Source organism: Pseudomonas sp. B34(2017) (genome assembly GCF_002112915.1).
In the GTDB taxonomy this organism is placed as follows: Bacteria; Pseudomonadota; Gammaproteobacteria; order Pseudomonadales; family Pseudomonadaceae; genus Aquipseudomonas; species Aquipseudomonas pharyngis.
Map to the genome: position 1 here is coordinate 209,942 of NZ_NEJA01000005.1, position 14,988 is coordinate 224,929.

The window sequence follows — 14,988 nt, forward strand, 5'->3', positions numbered from 1 at the left end:
AATCCAATACGAGGCGCCTTACCTGCGACCTCGACTTCGCGCCATCCTAACGCGCCGGTGACGTTTGATGCAGCCCCTTTGCTGTCAGCGGGATGGACGGTGGAGGCGAAACCCACTCTAATTAGCTTAGTGGCGAACTGACCGCTTCGTTGAGAGTCGAAGCGGTAACTTTTTGCCTTCCCCTGCTTCAGAAAGGACGCCCATGTCGCTTTTCAAAATTGCCTCCGTGGCCGCCATCGCCCTGACCCTGGGCGCCTGCGCCAGCCTGTTCCAGCCCAACCTGCGCACGCCGCTGGAAACCACCCGCGACGCCTCGGAAACGCTGAAACCCGGTTGTTCCAACCAGGACTGTCCGTTGGTAAACATCGATACGTTGCGCTTCCCGGCAGAACCGGCGCTGGACGGCATCATCGAAAAACGCCTGCTGCAAATGACCCGCACCGCACCGAACGCCCCGGTGGCGCCGACGCTGGCAGCGTATCGCGAGCAGTTCCTGGCCAACGCCGGCCCGCGCAACAGCAGCTATTTGCAGGCGAAAGTACGCGAGCAGCATGACGGTCTGGTGATCATCGAAACCTCGAGCTATTTGGACACCGGCGGTGCCCACGGTACGCCGGGACGCGGTTTCATCAACTATTCGCGTCAGCAACACAAGGTGCTGACCTTGGCGGACATGCTGCTGCCGGGTCAGGAAGAGGCATTTTGGAAAGCGGCGCAAGTGGCGCACAACAGCTGGCTGATCAGCACCAAGCTCGATCAGGAACCGGAATTCGTGAAGAGCTGGCCGTTCGTCAAAACCCCGAACGTGGCGCTGACCTACGGCGGCGTGATCCTCAAGTACGACGTGACCACCATCGCGCCTTATGCGCTGGGCCACGTCGAACTGAAGATCCCTTACCCGCGCCTGAACGGCATTCTCAAGCCCGAGCTGTTTCCCGGCCGTAACTGAAAGCCCGGCCGAGCACCAGTTGCAGCAGCCCTGCCAGCACCAGCGCCGGCAGGGTCGCGCCGACATCCGGATACAGATTGGCCAACAAGTGATAGGTGCTGATGCCACCCAGCCAGGCCAATAGCGCCGGCCAGCGCAACGCGGCCGATGCCACCTGAGCACTGCGCTTGCGCAGGATGAAGTGATCCACCAGCACCACGCCGAACAGCGGTGCGAACACCGAGCCGATCAGCAACAGGAAGTTCTGGTACTGCGCCAACGGCGCGAGCAAGGCGATCAGGGTGCAGATCACCCCGATGGCCAGCGCCAGATGCTCGACTTTCAGACGCAACAGAATCCCACTGGAAACCGCTGCCGAGTGAATGTCGGCGAAAGCGTTCTCCGACTCGTCCAGCAGAATCAGCAACAGCGGAATCCCCAGACCGGCGCCGGCCAGTGCCAGCAGCAGCGCGTTGACTTCACCGCTCGGCGCGAATGCCAGCGTGTAGGCCACGCCGAGGCTCATCAGCCAGAAGTTGCCGATGAAGAAACCGATCGCCGTACCACCGAACACGTTCTTCGCCTTCTTGCCGAAACGCGAGTAGTCGGCAATCAGCGGCAGCCACGACAGCGGCATCGCGATGGCGATGTCGAAGCCCACGGCGAGCGGCATCGAGCCATCCCCGGCCTGTGCCCACAAGGCGGCGAGGTCAGCCTTGGCGAACAGGTTCCAGGTCAGCCAGATGCACGCGGCCAGAATCAGCCAGATGCCCCACTTGCGCAGAATCTTGCGCACGAACGTCAACGGCCCGCTGACCGCGAGCAATGTCGCCAATGCGCCGAAGCACAGCGTCCACAGCATCGGACTGGCCCAAAGCGAACCTTCGCTGAACGCACGGGTGCCGAGCAGGCTGGCCGCATCGCGCATGACGATGATTTCGAACGAACCCCAACCGATCAGTTGCAGCAGGTTGAGCAGCGCCGGCAGGCTCGCGCCTTTGCTGCCGAGGCTGAGTTTCAGCGCAGCCATCGACGACAGGCCGGTGTCGCTGCCGATCACGCCGACGGCAGCCAGCAACAGGACGCCGACCAGGGTGCCGAGGAAAATCGCCAGCAGCGATCCCGACAGGCCCAGCCCCGGCGCCAGCAACGCGCCGGTCTGCAACACCATCAGGCCGATGCCGAGGGAAAACCACAGGGAAAACAGATCGCGACCGCCGAACACACGCTGGTTGGCGGGCACGGCGAGGTCGGGGGAATAAGTACCGGGTTGAATGCTCAAGGACGTTTCTCACAGAGAAGCAGAAAAAAAGCTGCAAGCTGCAAGCTACAAGTCAGAAGCGATATGCGGACTGCTTCTCCTCTTGTAGCTTGTAGCTTGCCGCTCGTGGCTAGACTTTCTTGTACAGCTGACTGCCTTCCTTCTTGAACCGCTCGGCCTGTTCCGCCAGGCCCCGGGCGACGTCCACGTCGACCGCGTCGATCCGCTGGTTGGCCGCGTATTCGCGGACTTCCTGAGTGATCTTCATCGAGCAGAATTTCGGCCCGCACATCGAACAGAAATGCGCGACCTTCGCCGAATCCTTCGGCAGGGTTTCATCGTGATACGAACGGGCGGTGTCCGGGTCCAGACCGAGGTTGAACTGGTCTTCCCAGCGGAATTCGAAACGCGCCTTGCTCAAGGCGTTGTCGCGGATCTGCGCGCCCGGGTGCCCCTTGGCCAAATCCGCCGCATGGGCCGCGATCTTGTAGGTGATGATCCCGGTCTTCACGTCATCCTTGTTTGGCAGGCCCAAGTGTTCCTTCGGCGTCACGTAGCAGAGCATCGCGCAACCGAACCAGCCGATCATCGCCGCACCGATACCGGAGGTGATGTGGTCGTAGCCCGGCGCAATGTCGGTGGTCAGCGGGCCGAGGGTGTAGAACGGCGCCTCGTCGCAGCACTCCAGCTGCTTGTCCATGTTCTCCTTGATCAACTGCATCGGCACGTGGCCGGGGCCTTCGATCATGCATTGCACGTCGTGCTTCCAGGCGATCTTGGTCAGCTCGCCGAGGGTTTCCAGTTCGCCGAATTGCGCTTCGTCGTTGGCGTCGGCAATCGAGCCCGGACGCAGACCGTCGCCCAGCGAGAAGCTGACGTCGTAGGCCTTCATGATTTCGCAGATTTCGTCGAAGTGGGTGTAGAGGAAGTTCTCTTTGTGGTGCGCCAGGCACCACTTGGCCATGATCGAACCGCCACGGGACACAATGCCGGTCACACGTTTGGCGGTCAGCGGCACGTAGCGCAGCAACACGCCGGCGTGGATGGTGAAGTAGTCGACGCCCTGCTCCGCCTGCTCGATCAGCGTGTCGCGGAACAGCTCCCAGGTCAGGTCTTCGGCGACGCCATTCACTTTTTCCAGCGCCTGATAAATCGGCACGGTGCCGATCGGAACCGGCGAGTTACGGATGATCCACTCGCGGGTTTCGTGGATGTGCTTGCCGGTGGACAAGTCCATCACCGTGTCCGAACCCCAGCGAATGCCCCAGGTCAGTTTCGCCACTTCTTCTTCGATGGACGAACCCAGCGCGCTGTTGCCGATGTTGCCGTTGATCTTCACCAGGAAGTTGCGGCCAATGATCATCGGCTCGAGTTCGACGTGGTTGATGTTGGCCGGAATGATTGCGCGACCACGGGCAATTTCTTCGCGCACGAACTCAGGGGTGATTTCTTTCGGAATGCTCGCACCGAAGCTGTGGCCGGCGTGCTGCTGTTTCAACAGGCCGGCAGCGCGGGCTTCTTGCAGCTTCATGTTTTCGCGGATGGCGACGTATTCCATCTCGGCGGTGATGATGCCTTTGCGCGCGTAGTGCATCTGGCTGACGTTGGCCCCGGCCTTGGCGCGGCGCGGGTTGTTGACGTGGGCGAAACGCAGTTTGGTCAGCTCAGGATCGGCCAGACGCTCCTGACCGAAATTCGAGCTCAGGCCTGGCAGGCGCTCGGTGTCGCCACGGTCGTCGATCCACGCCGAACGCACGTCGCCCAGACCTTTGCGCACGTCGATCACCACGTTCGGATCGGTGTACGGGCCGGAGGTGTCGTAGACGGTGACCGGCGCGTTGATTTCGCCGCCGAAGTCGGTCGGGGTCACATCGAGGGTGATTTCGCGCATCGGCACGCGGATGTCCGGGCGGGAGCCCTGAACGTAGACTTTTTGCGAACGGGTGAACGGTTGAACCGACTGCTCGTCGACCTTGGCCGAGTCACTCAGGTTGATCGCATTTTTAGATTTTGTAGTCATCACGGGCTCTCCAGACAGCATCCAGGCAGTGGATTGTCGGAGCAGAACCTGAAAGGCACGGACGCACCAGGACTGGTGCTGTGCATCGTCGTCGAGCGTTCGATTGTCGAACAATATCCCGGACGAAGCACAAGAGGACTCGCCGGGTGACGAGAAATCTTGTTCCCTACGCAGGCGCTAACCTGATCAGGTTCAACGGGATCCGAAATTATTCGATCTCAGCCTCATAGCAAGGCACCCCGACAAGAACCCGGCCAGTCTAGACACAACCGGCAAAGAACGCCAACACCGTGGCAAACACCATGATGAATGGCGCAATTGGCAGATTGTTGCCTGCCGCCGGCGCTACTACACTCGCTACGCCATGCTGCGCCTTGACGCTGCATGGGCCGCGCCTTACCTTTGGCGCCCGGATTATTTCCATAATATTCATGCTAGGGATCGCCTCATGCTGCGCAAACTCTCACTGGCTGTCGCCGTGTCTTGTGCGTCCACCGCAACGGCCTGGGCAGCAGAAGCGCCTTTATCGACCAGGACCGATCTGGTCAGCGTTTATCAGGAAGCCGTCGACAACAACGCCGACCTGGCCGCCGCCCGCGCCCAGTACGGTGCGCAGAAAGAAGTGGTGCCCCAGGCCCGCGCCGGGCTGCTGCCGAACCTGTCGGGCGGCGCTGAAGTCGCCAATGTGCGCACCTCGATCGACCAGCCCTCGGCCATCGCCAATCGCAGCGCGCACTCCTATCAGGCGACGCTGGCGCAACCGCTGTTCCGCGCCGATCGCTGGTTCCAGTACCAGGCCGCCAAGGACGTCAATGAGCAGGCCGCGCTGCAACTCTCGGCCACCGAGCAGAACCTGATCCTGCAAACCGCCGAAAGCTACTTCAACGTGCTGCGCAGCCAGGACAACCTGGCCTCGACCAAGGCCGAGGAAGCCGCGTTCAAGCGCCAGCTCGACCAGTCCAACGAGCGCTTCGATGTGGGTCTGTCGGACAAGACCGACGTGCTGCAATCGCAAGCCAGCTACGACACCGCGCGGGCCAACCGGATCGTCGCCCAGCGTCAGGTCGATGATGCGTTCCAAGCGCTGATCACCCTGACCAACCGCCAGTACAACTCGATCCAGGGCATCGTCCACACGTTGCCGATCCTGCCGCCGGCGCCGAACGACGCCAAGGCCTGGGTCGATACCGCCGCGAAACAGAACCTCAATCTGCTGGCCAGCAACTACGCGGTCAGTTCCGCCGAACAGACCCTGAAACAGCACAAGGCCGGCCACCTACCGACCCTCGACGCGGTGGCCAAATACGAAAAAGGCGACAACGACGCCCTCGGCTTCTCCAACCCGAACGCGTTTGGTACGCCATACAGTGGCAATGTCGAGCAGAGCACCGTGGGCCTGCAACTGAACATTCCGATCTACAGTGGCGGATTGACCAGCTCCCAGGTGCGCGAGTCCTACTCACGGCTGGACCAGACCGAACAGCAGCGTGAAGGCCTGCGCCGGCAAGTGGTGGAGAACACCCGCAACCTGCACCGCGCGGTGAACACCGACGTCGAGCAGGTGCAGGCGCGCCGCCAGTCGATCATTTCCAACCAGAGCGCGGTGGAAGCCACGGAAATCGGTTACCAGGTGGGGACGCGCAACATCGTCGATGTGCTCGACGCCCAGCGTCAGCTCTACACCTCGGTGCGCAACTACAACAACACTCGCTACGACTACATCCTCGACAACCTGCGCCTGAAGCAGGCGGCGGGGACGTTGAACCCGGGTGATTTGCAGGATCTGACGCGTTATCTGAAAGCCGACTACAACCCGGACAAGGATTTCCTGCCGCCGGATCTGGCCAAGGCTGCGGAAGCCCAGCTCAAGGCCCGGCCTTAAACAAAAAACGCAGCCCCGAGGCTGCGTTTTTTTATGCGCGGTCGATCAACCTTCCCAGGCCATCGAGCAAGCGCTGCAACGCGCCCTGATTGCGGCGCATCACGCTCAGCCCGGCATCGGCCATGCGCTGTGCGTCGCGCGGCAGTTCGAACAGACGCTGCACTTCTATCGCCAGACCTTCGGCATCATCCACCTCGGCCAACGCCCCGGCGCTGCGCAGTTGCGCGGCGATGTCGAGGAAGTTGAACAGGTGAGGGCCGCTGATCACCGGTTTCGCCAGCGCTGCCGGCTCCAGCAGATTGTGCCCGCCGTTGGCTACCAGACTGCCGCCGACGAACGCGCTGTCGGCCAGGGCATAGAGAAACAGCAATTCGCCCATGGTGTCGCCGAGCAGCACCGAAGTCTGCGCATCGACGCTCGCGCCGGTCGAACGACGCACCGTGGCAAAGCCTTCACGCTGGCACAATTCGAACACCGAATTGAAACGCTCGGGGTGACGCGGCACCAGAATCAGCAGTGCATCGGGATGGTTGGCCAGCAAACGGCGATGGGCATTCAGCACCACTTCGTCTTCGCCTTCATGGGTGCTGGTGGCGATCCATACCGGCCGTTCCAGCGCCTGCCATTGGCCGCGCAGTTCAGCGGCGCGTTGCAGCAGTTGCGGGTCGACGGTCAGGTCGAACTTGATCGAGCCGGTGACTTCAACTGTCTCCGCACGCGCACCGAGATCACGGAAGCGCTGGGCTTCGGCCTCGGTCTGCACGGCGAACAGGCTCATCTCGGCGAGCATCGGCGCGGTCAGTTTGTTGAACCGGCCATAGCCTTTGGCCGAACGCTCGGACAGGCGTCCGTTGGCCAGCGCCACCGGAATCCCGCGTTTGGCGCATTGATGAATGTGGTTCGGCCACAGTTCGGTTTCCATGATCACCGCCAGTTTCGGCTGCACGCGATCCAGAAAACGCGCCGCCGCGCAGGGCAAGTCGTAAGGCAGGTAGCAATGCTGGATGCGCGGCTCGTTGGCGAACATTGCGTGAATGCGTTCCGACCCGGTCGGCGTCATGCAGGTCACGGTGATCGGCAGCTGTGGATAACGTTGCAGCAGTGCGCGGATCATCGGCGCGGCGGCGATGCTTTCGCCCACCGAGACGGCGTGAACCCAGATACCTCCGGGCTGCAAGGTCGGCAGGCCATAGGAGAAACGTTCGCCAATCCGCTTGGCATACGCCGGCGCCTTGCGCGAACGCAGCCACAGCCGAATCGCCACCAATGGCAGCCCCAGGTAAAACAGCGCGGTGTAGAGAGTTCTATTCATGGCGGCGGAGTTTATCGGCTTTTGCCGCCGATCGCCCGCAGGTGTATGGCAAATCGCTCCGCCAGCCAGCGCGCCGCCGGTCCAAGCGGTTCATCACGGCGCCAGACCAGTTCCACCACCAGCGCCGGCGGCGTCCATTCGCTGTCCAGTTCCACCATCAGGCCCTGATACGCCGAGTACTGCACCACGTGGCGCGGCAGCCAGGCCCAGCCGAGGTCACGCACCAGCCATTCGGCCATCACGTAGAAACTGTCAGCGCGCCATACCTGCGGACTGGCCGGTTCGTTGCCGGGATAAATGCTGGTCTGGGTCGACATCAACAACTGCCGATGCTGCGCCAGTTGCTGGCAGGTGACGTAAGCCTGCGCTGCCAAGGGATGGTTGACGCCGCAGACCGTGACCATTTCCACACTGCCCAGCACCCGGCGCTCCAGCGCTTCAGGGATTTCATCGTGATAGAACAGCAGCCCGAGATCGGCCCGGCGCTCCACCAGTTTGCGTGAAACCTCACCTTGGGCGGCGCTGGTCAGTTGGACTTCCAGACTGGGAAACTGCTCGGCCAGGGCGGCGAAGCTTTCCACCAGCGCCTGATAGGGCATCGCCTCATCCTGGGCCACCCGCAGCTGCGCTTCCTGCCCGCGCATCATGGCCACGGCCCGGCCGTTCAGGCGCTCGCACTGGCGTAACACTTCACGCGCCTCCTCCAGCAACGCCTCCCCCGCTTCGGTAAGACTCGGCTGACGGCCGCTGCTACGCTCGAACAGACTGACACCGAGGTCGTCCTCGAGCATGGCAATCGCGCTGCTGATCGCCGACTGCGCCTTGCGCTGCTGACGCGCCACGGCGGAAAACGAGCGCTGCTCGGCAACGCCGACAAACACCCGCAACTGCTCCAGATTCCATTGCATGCTCATCAGGCCAACCCATCTCTTAAACAGATAGGTAATGACTTTACCCCATCTGGGGAGTCACTAGAATGCCGCCTCAGAAAGCAATGCTACACACGAGGATTTGAACATGAACGCTTACGTCTACCTGGCCATCGCCATCTGTGCCGAAGTGATCGCGACCGTTTCGATGAAAGCCGTCAAAGGCTTCAGCACGCCTTTGCCGCTGCTGCTGGTCATCGTCGGTTATGGCATCGCGTTCTGGATGCTGACCCTGGTGGTACGCAGCGTGCCGGTGGGTGTGGCCTACGCGGTGTGGGCCGGCATGGGCATCGTGATGGTCAGTGTCGCGGCGCTGTTCATCTACGGGCAGAAGCTAGATATCCCGGCGATGCTCGGAATGGCGCTGATCGTGCTCGGCGTGGTGGTGATTCAACTGTTCTCGAAAACCGCCGGCCATTAACAGCAGCGACAGGCTTCAAGCCACAAGCTGCAAGCCAAGCCAAGCCAAGCCAAGCCGATTTTTCCCCTTCGGGTTGCAGCTTGCAGCTTGAAGCTTGAAACTTGCGGCTTATTTGAGCCTTGAGGTCGTTGCATGCCATCTCCAATTTCCACCGACGTGCTGATTGTCGGCGCGGGTGTCGCCGGTCTCTGGCTGAACGCGCGCCTGCGTCGCCAGGGTTTCTCGACCGTGCTGGTGGAAAGTGCCAGCCTCGGCGGCGGGCAGAGTGTGAAGTCCCAGGGCATCATCCACGGCGGCGCCAAGTACGCGCTGCACGGTGCGCTGACCGGTGCCTCGGAAGCCATCGCCGACATGCCGCGCCGCTGGCGTGAAGCCCTGGCCGGCAACGGCGAACTGGACCTGACCGGCGTGCGCCTGTTGTCCGAAGCCCATTACCTTTGGTCGCCGGGCACCCTGGCCGGCAATCTGACCAGTTTCTTCGCCAGCAAAGCGGTGCGTGGCCGGGTCGATCAGGTCAAGGGCGATCAACTGCCGCCGGCCCTGCAAGACAAACGCTTCAAGGGCAAGGTCTACCGTCTCGCCGAACTGGTGATCGACGTGCCAAGCCTGATTCAGCGTCTGGCGGATTTGTCGGGCGACGGTCTGCTCGCCGGCCACGGCATCGAGCCGTTACTGGAAAGCGGTGTGCTGGTCGGTCTGAAAGTCGATGGCCGCGAGATTCGTGCCCAGCGCATCGTCCTCAGCGCCGGTGCCGGTACCGCCGACCTGCTGACTGCTTTGGGCCTGACTCATCCGGCCATGCAACGCCGGCCGCTGCACATGATCATCGCCAAGGGCCCGGGCCTGAAGCCGCTGTACGCGCACTGCCTCGGTGGCGGCACCAAACCGCGCATCACCGTGACCACCCACCCGGCCGCTGACGGTCAGTGGGTCTGGTATCTGGGCGGCGACATTGCCGAATCCGAAGGCGTGGCCCGTGAGCCGGCCGAACAGATCGCCACCGCCCAGAAAGAACTTGGCCAGTTGTTGCCATGGATCGACCTGAGCACCGTGCAATGGGCGACCCTGCGCGTCGATCGCGCCGAACCGCTGCAAACCGGTCTTACCCGCCCGGACAACGCGTTCCTCGCCGAAGAAGGTCGCCTGCTGGTCGGCTGGCCAACCAAGCTCGCATTGGCCCCGGACTTCGCTGACCGGGTGATTGCCTCCCTGGAACGCGACGGCATCCAGCCAAGCCACGTAGCTCCGTTGCCCGAGCTGCCAAAACCACCGATGGGCGTTCCCGTCTGGGAGCAACTGCTGCCATGAGCCTGCCGACCCTGCACGATCTGCATCGCCCGCTGGGCAGCACAGGCCTGCTGGTTTCGCCGCTGGGCCTGGGCACCGTCAAACTTGGCCGCGACCAGGGCGTGAAATATCCCAACGGCTTCCAGATCCCCGACGACGACGCCGCGCGTATGTTGCTCAAGCAGGCGCGCCAGCTGGGTATCAACCTGATCGATACTGCGCCAGCCTATGGCCGCAGCGAAGAACGCCTCGGCCCGCTGCTGCGCGGCGAGCGTCAGGACTGGGTGATCGTCAGCAAGGTCGGCGAAGAATTTGTCGACGGCCAATCGACCCACGATTTCAGCGCCGCTCACACGCGGATGTCGGTGGAGCGCAGCCTGCAACGTCTTGAAACCGATTTTATCGACCTGGTGCTGGTGCACTCCGACGGCAACGATCTGGCGATTCTCAACGACAGCGAAGTCTACGCAACCCTCGCGGCACTGAAGGCCGAGGGCAAGATTCGCGGCTTCGGCTTCTCCGGCAAAACCGTCGACGGTGGCCTCAAAGCACTGGAGCAAGGCGACTGCGCGATGGTCACCTACAATCTGAACGAACAAAACGAGAAGGCGGTCATTGACTATGCTGCTGCCCACGGCAAAGCCATTCTGGTGAAGAAGGCCCTGGCCAGCGGTCACGTGTGCCTGAGTCCCGGTGTGGATCCGGTGCGCGCCAGCTTCGAATTGCTGTTCGCCCAGCCCGGCGTGGCCAGTGCCATTGTCGGGACGATCAATCCGCTGCACCTCGCCCATAACGTTGCGACCGTTGCCCAGGTCCTTCGTGGTCACTGACGCCGCCTCGCGGCCTTAAGCAGGAGCCGACATGCCGCGTACGCTCATCAGAAAGAACCCGAGCAACTTCAAGACGCTGCCGCTGTTCGTCGAAGCCACGCCGGAAGGCCTGACCTACCAGAGCGTGGGCATGCCGTTGAATTTCGCCCAGACCCTGCAGCGGCGCAAGCCGGTCAGCGTGGCCGATGCCGAGCGCTTTGCGCTGGAGCTGGCCAACCTCGGCGTCTCGGTGCGCCTGACCCTGCACTGGCAGAATCGCGATTATTGGGTGCTGGTGCGCCAGCGGCGGCAGGATCGCGGTGATGTGGTGCTCAAACTGATCTCCGGCTACGTACCGGCGCATGAACTGAATATCCCGCTGCACACGGCCATCCAGGAGATTGCCGAAGAATGCCTGCTGGAAACACCGGAAGGCTGGCTCGGCGGGCGTTTCAACGACACCTGGCTGCCGGCGCCGTACTCATCGGCGCTGCATTATCGCGAGGCCCTGCCCTTTCGCCTGACGCCGCTGTCCGGCTCGGCGCGGCCGGTGCGCTGCGCCAATCTGCAACTGCTCGAACGGCCGAGGGCTTACGTGCACTTGCCGACCGCGTCCCTGCAATTGATCTACGACTTGCGACTGGACGTGCCCAAGGAAGCCAAGAACCTCAGCCTGTTCCATGTCGATGAACGGCTGGAAGGCGATCAACTGGTCGCCCGGCTCGACCGCAAGCGCCCCGATCTGTACTTGATGCCGTTGCAGGACGGCGAACCGCTGCCTGAGTTGTATACGCTGAAGAAAGGTCAGTTGTACCCGGCGGGCACTCGCGGTCTTTATCTGGCGGAAAGTTTCGCCCGGCAGGACGGCTGGCTGGTGCGCGATGAGCGGATTCGCTGGAAAGACTGGCTGCGCCAGCAGGGTTTGACGCCGCCACCCAAGGACACGGGGCTGGCGCGCTTGCGCGGCAAGGCCAGGCAATTGCTGAAGAAGATCGTGCCGCGCAAGAAAGTGAATTCCTGAACGGCAAAAGACCGCGCCTGCGAGTAACTCCGGAGAGTCCTCGCAGGCGCGGTCTTTATGTTTGCATCACTCGGACTTGCGGATTTTTTCCACAATCGCCGTGGTCGAGCTGTTTTCCACCAGCCCCAGCACTTTAACGGTGCCGCCATAGGCTTTGACGATATCGGCGCCGACCACTTGATCGATGCCGTAATCGCCACCCTTCACCAGCACGTCCGGCTTGACCTCGCGCAGCAGGTTTTCCGGGGTGCCTTCAGCGAAGCTGATGACCCAGTCCACCGCGCCGAGACCGGCGAGAACCGCCATGCGCCGGTCAACACTGTTGATCGGCCGGCCCGGCCCTTTCAGGCGGCTGACCGAAGCATCGTCGTTGATCGCGACGATCAGCCGATCGCCCTGCGCTCGCGCCTGCTCGAGGTAGGTCACGTGGCCGGCATGCAGGATGTCGAAGCAGCCATTGGTGAACACGATCCGCTCGTTGTGCGCCCGGGCATCGGCAACTGCCAGCAGCAGTTGCTCCAGACCCAGCACGCCACGCTCGGAACCTTCTTCACGCTGAATGGCGCGACGCAGTTCCGGGGCGCTGATCGCCGCCGTACCCAGCTTGCCGACCACGATGCCCGCTGCCAGGTTGGCCAGCGCTACCGCGTGCGGCAGTTCTTCGCCAGCGGCAATCGCGGCTGCCAAGGTAGAAATCACCGTATCGCCGGCACCGGTCACGTCGAACACTTCACGGGCCCGCGCAGGCAGATGCAGGGCCGGATGATCCGGACGCAGCAGGGTCATGCCGTGTTCGCCACGGGTGACCAGCAGCGCGCCGAGATCCAGGTCATGCATCAGCGTCGCGCCCTTGGCCACCAGCTCGTGCTCATCGGCGCAACCGCCGACGATGGCTTCGAATTCGCTGAGGTTCGGGGTGATCAGGCTCGCGCCACGGTAGATCGAGAAATCCTTGCCCTTCGGGTCGGCCAGCACCGGAATGCCTTTGGCACGAGCGGCCCGGATCAGCGCCTGATGGTTTTTCAGGGCACCTTTGCCGTAGTCGGACAGCACCAGCACCTTGATGCCTTCGAGCAGATCATCGACCTGCGCGCCGAGGGCCAGGGCGTCGGTGGCGAACGGTTCTTCGAAGTCGATACGCAGCAATTGCTGGTGCCGGCTCATGACCCGCAGCTTGACGATGGTCGGCTGGTGCGCGATGCGTTGAAACAAGGCTCGCACGCCCGCACCCTTGAGGCTGTTGCTCAGGCTGTCGGCGGCTTCGTCGTCACCGGTCACACCGACCAGCGACGCCGGCGCACCCAGCGCGGCAATGTTCAAGGCAACGTTGGCGGCACCGCCCGGACGGTCTTCGATTTGCTCGACTTTAACGACAGGAACCGGCGCCTCAGGGGAAATCCGTGAGGTACCACCATGCCAGTAACGGTCGAGCATGACATCGCCGACCACCAAGACAGGGGCTTGATCGAATCGCGGCATGGACAACTTCATGGAGCAACCCACATACAAAATGAACAGGGGCGCGATATTAACACAGGGTTGGCGAAGGCTTGTGCGGTGGCTGCAACAGGATTAAACAGCTGGCTTTTTTGCTCATTTTTTAAGCAGAAAAGTTGCCAACCGCTCGCAGGCTTCGCTCAACTCGAGGGCTTGCGTGTCGATCCGGCACTCCGCCGCCAACGGCGCCTCGTAAGGGCTGTCGATACCAGTGAAATGCTGGATACGGCCCTGACGTACGGCCTGATACAAGCCTTTAGGATCACGACGCTCACACTCTTTGAGCGAAGTGCTCACATGCACTTCGATGAAGTCGCCCTCGGCAAACAGTTGCCGCGCAGCGTCTCGCTCGGCTCGAAAAGGCGAAATCGCCGCGACGATGACGATCAGCCCCGCATCAACCATCAGCCGGGCGACTTCCGCCATGCGCCGGATGTTTTCCCGGCGGCCGGCATCGTCCATGCCCAGATCACGACACAATCCGTTGCGTACGTTGTCGCCATCGAGCAGAAATGTGTGCAGCCCGAACTGATGCAAGTGCAGGTCCAGCGAATTGGCCAGGGTCGACTTGCCGGCGCCGGACAGTCCGGTCAGCCACAGGCAACGCGGCCGCTGCCCCTTGAGCGCGGCTCGCGCCTGGCGAGACAGCGCAAGGCTATAGGGGCTGATGACAGGCAGTGTCGCCAGACTGCGCAGAGCCTCATTCATAACCGAGCAACTCGTAGTCACGCTGATAGGCCCGACGCACCAGCCGACGGGTTCGCGCCGAGCAGAACTCCCGCGCCTTCAGCGGTTGGCGCTGCCGGGAGCTGTTGACGTGCGGCAACTGACACACCATCCCCAAGCGCTCGCAGACCTGTTTGAAATCCTGCTCAAGATGCTCCTGGTAACCGATGAAGTCCAGGGCCAGATGCCCCAGTGAATCGGTGAGAAAGTCGGTTTGCGCAGCAAAGTGCAGTTGCCGCGAGATCGTCTCCGGGTGCAGCCAGCGTGCGACAAAGTCATCAAAATCCCGATACTGGCGAACCATCTGCTGAGCGGCGTGATCGCGCCCGCTCAAGGTGTTGCCATGCAAAAAGGCGTAAGCCGAATAGGCGCGCTCCAGCGGGTCGCGCACAAAGGCGAACTTGTAGGCGGCGGCATATTGCTCGGGAAATTGCTCTTCGTACCAGTACAACGGCAAGTGTCCCGGACGCCAGCCGTCGAACATCGCCGCACACAAGCTGCTGCCGGCGCATTTGGGCACGTGGATAAACAGACAGTCGCGCTGCTCGAAGGCAGCGGGAAACGCCAGACTGGCCGACATCGACTTGTTCACCACTTGCCGGTCGACCACCGACAGGCGCCCCAGCAGAAAGGCCCGCTGCGGCTTGGGCAGCAATTTCCACAGATAACGTTGCAGCATGCCAGCACCCGCGCGAAGAGGATGGCCCCTTCGATTGAAGTCAGAGTTCGTTCAGGAACCTTAACAAGCGCGACGGCCGGTTTTATGCCGGTTTGGTCAAGAAGGGTAAAGGACTGGATACAAATGAATGTGGGAGCGAGCCTGCTCGCGATGACGCATGCACCTTCAACATTGATGTTGACTGTTGCACCGCTGTCGCGAGCAGGCCCGCTCTCA

Annotated in this window: 13 protein-coding genes and 1 riboswitch; of the genes, 6 read left to right on the forward strand and 7 right to left on the reverse strand. The window is 62.3% G+C overall.

All coding sequences use genetic code 11. The features are described 5' to 3' along the window. The first annotated feature begins 202 nt into the window (after positions 1–202). A complete protein-coding gene (locus tag CAF80_RS17555) occupies positions 203–949 on the forward strand; it encodes an RsiV family protein (RefSeq protein WP_074689622.1) in 747 nt (248 codons plus the stop codon). Here the strand turns inward: CAF80_RS17555 and cytX are convergent. Continuing rightward, positions 918–2,210: a putative hydroxymethylpyrimidine transporter CytX gene (gene cytX / locus CAF80_RS17560; RefSeq protein WP_074689621.1), complete on the reverse strand. Its 1,293-nt coding sequence runs from the start codon at positions 2,208–2,210 to the stop codon at positions 918–920. The two genes, CAF80_RS17555 and cytX, sit on opposite strands and share 32 nt — an antisense overlap. Before the next feature lie 109 nt (positions 2,211–2,319). Then, positions 2,320–4,209, reverse strand: a complete 1,890-nt coding sequence (gene thiC, locus CAF80_RS17565) for a phosphomethylpyrimidine synthase ThiC (RefSeq protein WP_074689620.1) — start codon at positions 4,207–4,209, stop codon at positions 2,320–2,322. Between the two features lie 146 nt (positions 4,210–4,355). Continuing rightward, positions 4,356–4,461: riboswitch (TPP riboswitch) on the reverse strand. A 196-nt stretch (positions 4,462–4,657) separates the two neighbouring features. Between thiC and CAF80_RS17570 the strand changes: the two genes are divergently transcribed. Then, positions 4,658–6,091 carry a TolC family outer membrane protein gene (locus CAF80_RS17570; RefSeq protein WP_085667717.1) on the forward strand — a complete coding sequence of 478 codons (1,434 nt, stop codon included), beginning with the start codon at positions 4,658–4,660 and terminating at the stop codon, positions 6,089–6,091. Between the two features lie 31 nt (positions 6,092–6,122). On the opposite strand, the gene waaA is transcribed toward CAF80_RS17570, so the two are convergent. Both waaA and CAF80_RS17580 read right to left on the reverse strand, forming a co-directional pair. After that, on the reverse strand, positions 6,123–7,403 hold the full coding sequence (gene waaA / locus CAF80_RS17575; RefSeq protein ID WP_085667716.1) for a lipid IV(A) 3-deoxy-D-manno-octulosonic acid transferase: 1,281 nt from the start codon (positions 7,401–7,403) through the stop codon (positions 6,123–6,125). Between the two features lie 11 nt (positions 7,404–7,414). Continuing rightward, complete coding sequence (locus tag CAF80_RS17580; RefSeq protein WP_039766582.1) at positions 7,415–8,317, reverse strand: LysR family transcriptional regulator; 903 nt, start codon at positions 8,315–8,317, stop codon at positions 7,415–7,417. Between the two features lie 103 nt (positions 8,318–8,420). Here CAF80_RS17580 and CAF80_RS17585 point away from each other — a divergent pair, with 103 nt between their 5' ends. The 4 genes from CAF80_RS17585 to CAF80_RS17600 all read left to right on the forward strand — a co-directional run bounded on the left by CAF80_RS17585 (position 8,421) and on the right by CAF80_RS17600 (position 11,870). Further along, positions 8,421–8,753, forward strand: a complete 333-nt coding sequence (locus CAF80_RS17585; RefSeq protein ID WP_085654394.1) for a multidrug efflux SMR transporter — start codon at positions 8,421–8,423, stop codon at positions 8,751–8,753. 132 nt (positions 8,754–8,885) lie between these two features. Next, positions 8,886–10,061 carry an FAD-binding oxidoreductase gene (locus CAF80_RS17590; protein ID WP_085667715.1) on the forward strand — a complete coding sequence of 392 codons (1,176 nt, stop codon included), beginning with the start codon at positions 8,886–8,888 and terminating at the stop codon, positions 10,059–10,061. After that, positions 10,058–10,870: an aldo/keto reductase gene (locus tag CAF80_RS17595; protein WP_074689617.1), complete on the forward strand. Its 813-nt coding sequence runs from the start codon at positions 10,058–10,060 to the stop codon at positions 10,868–10,870. Before CAF80_RS17590 ends, CAF80_RS17595 begins: the two co-directional genes overlap by 4 nt. 31 nt (positions 10,871–10,901) lie before the next feature. Then, positions 10,902–11,870, forward strand: a complete 969-nt coding sequence (locus CAF80_RS17600) for a metal ABC transporter ATPase (protein ID WP_074689616.1) — start codon at positions 10,902–10,904, stop codon at positions 11,868–11,870. Between the two features lie 66 nt (positions 11,871–11,936). On the opposite strand, the gene hldE is transcribed toward CAF80_RS17600, so the two are convergent. From hldE to CAF80_RS17615, 3 genes are all read right to left on the reverse strand, one after another. Continuing rightward, on the reverse strand, positions 11,937–13,361 hold the full coding sequence (gene hldE / locus CAF80_RS17605; RefSeq protein ID WP_039766576.1) for a bifunctional D-glycero-beta-D-manno-heptose-7-phosphate kinase/D-glycero-beta-D-manno-heptose 1-phosphate adenylyltransferase HldE: 1,425 nt from the start codon (positions 13,359–13,361) through the stop codon (positions 11,937–11,939). A 102-nt stretch (positions 13,362–13,463) separates the two neighbouring features. Next, positions 13,464–14,075, reverse strand: coding sequence for an adenylyl-sulfate kinase (gene cysC, locus CAF80_RS17610; RefSeq protein WP_039766574.1), 612 nt, complete (start codon positions 14,073–14,075; stop codon positions 13,464–13,466). Further along, positions 14,068–14,772: a sulfotransferase family 2 domain-containing protein gene (locus tag CAF80_RS17615; RefSeq protein ID WP_039766573.1), complete on the reverse strand. Its 705-nt coding sequence runs from the start codon at positions 14,770–14,772 to the stop codon at positions 14,068–14,070. Before CAF80_RS17615 ends, cysC begins: the two co-directional genes overlap by 8 nt. Positions 14,773–14,988 lie beyond the last annotated feature (216 nt).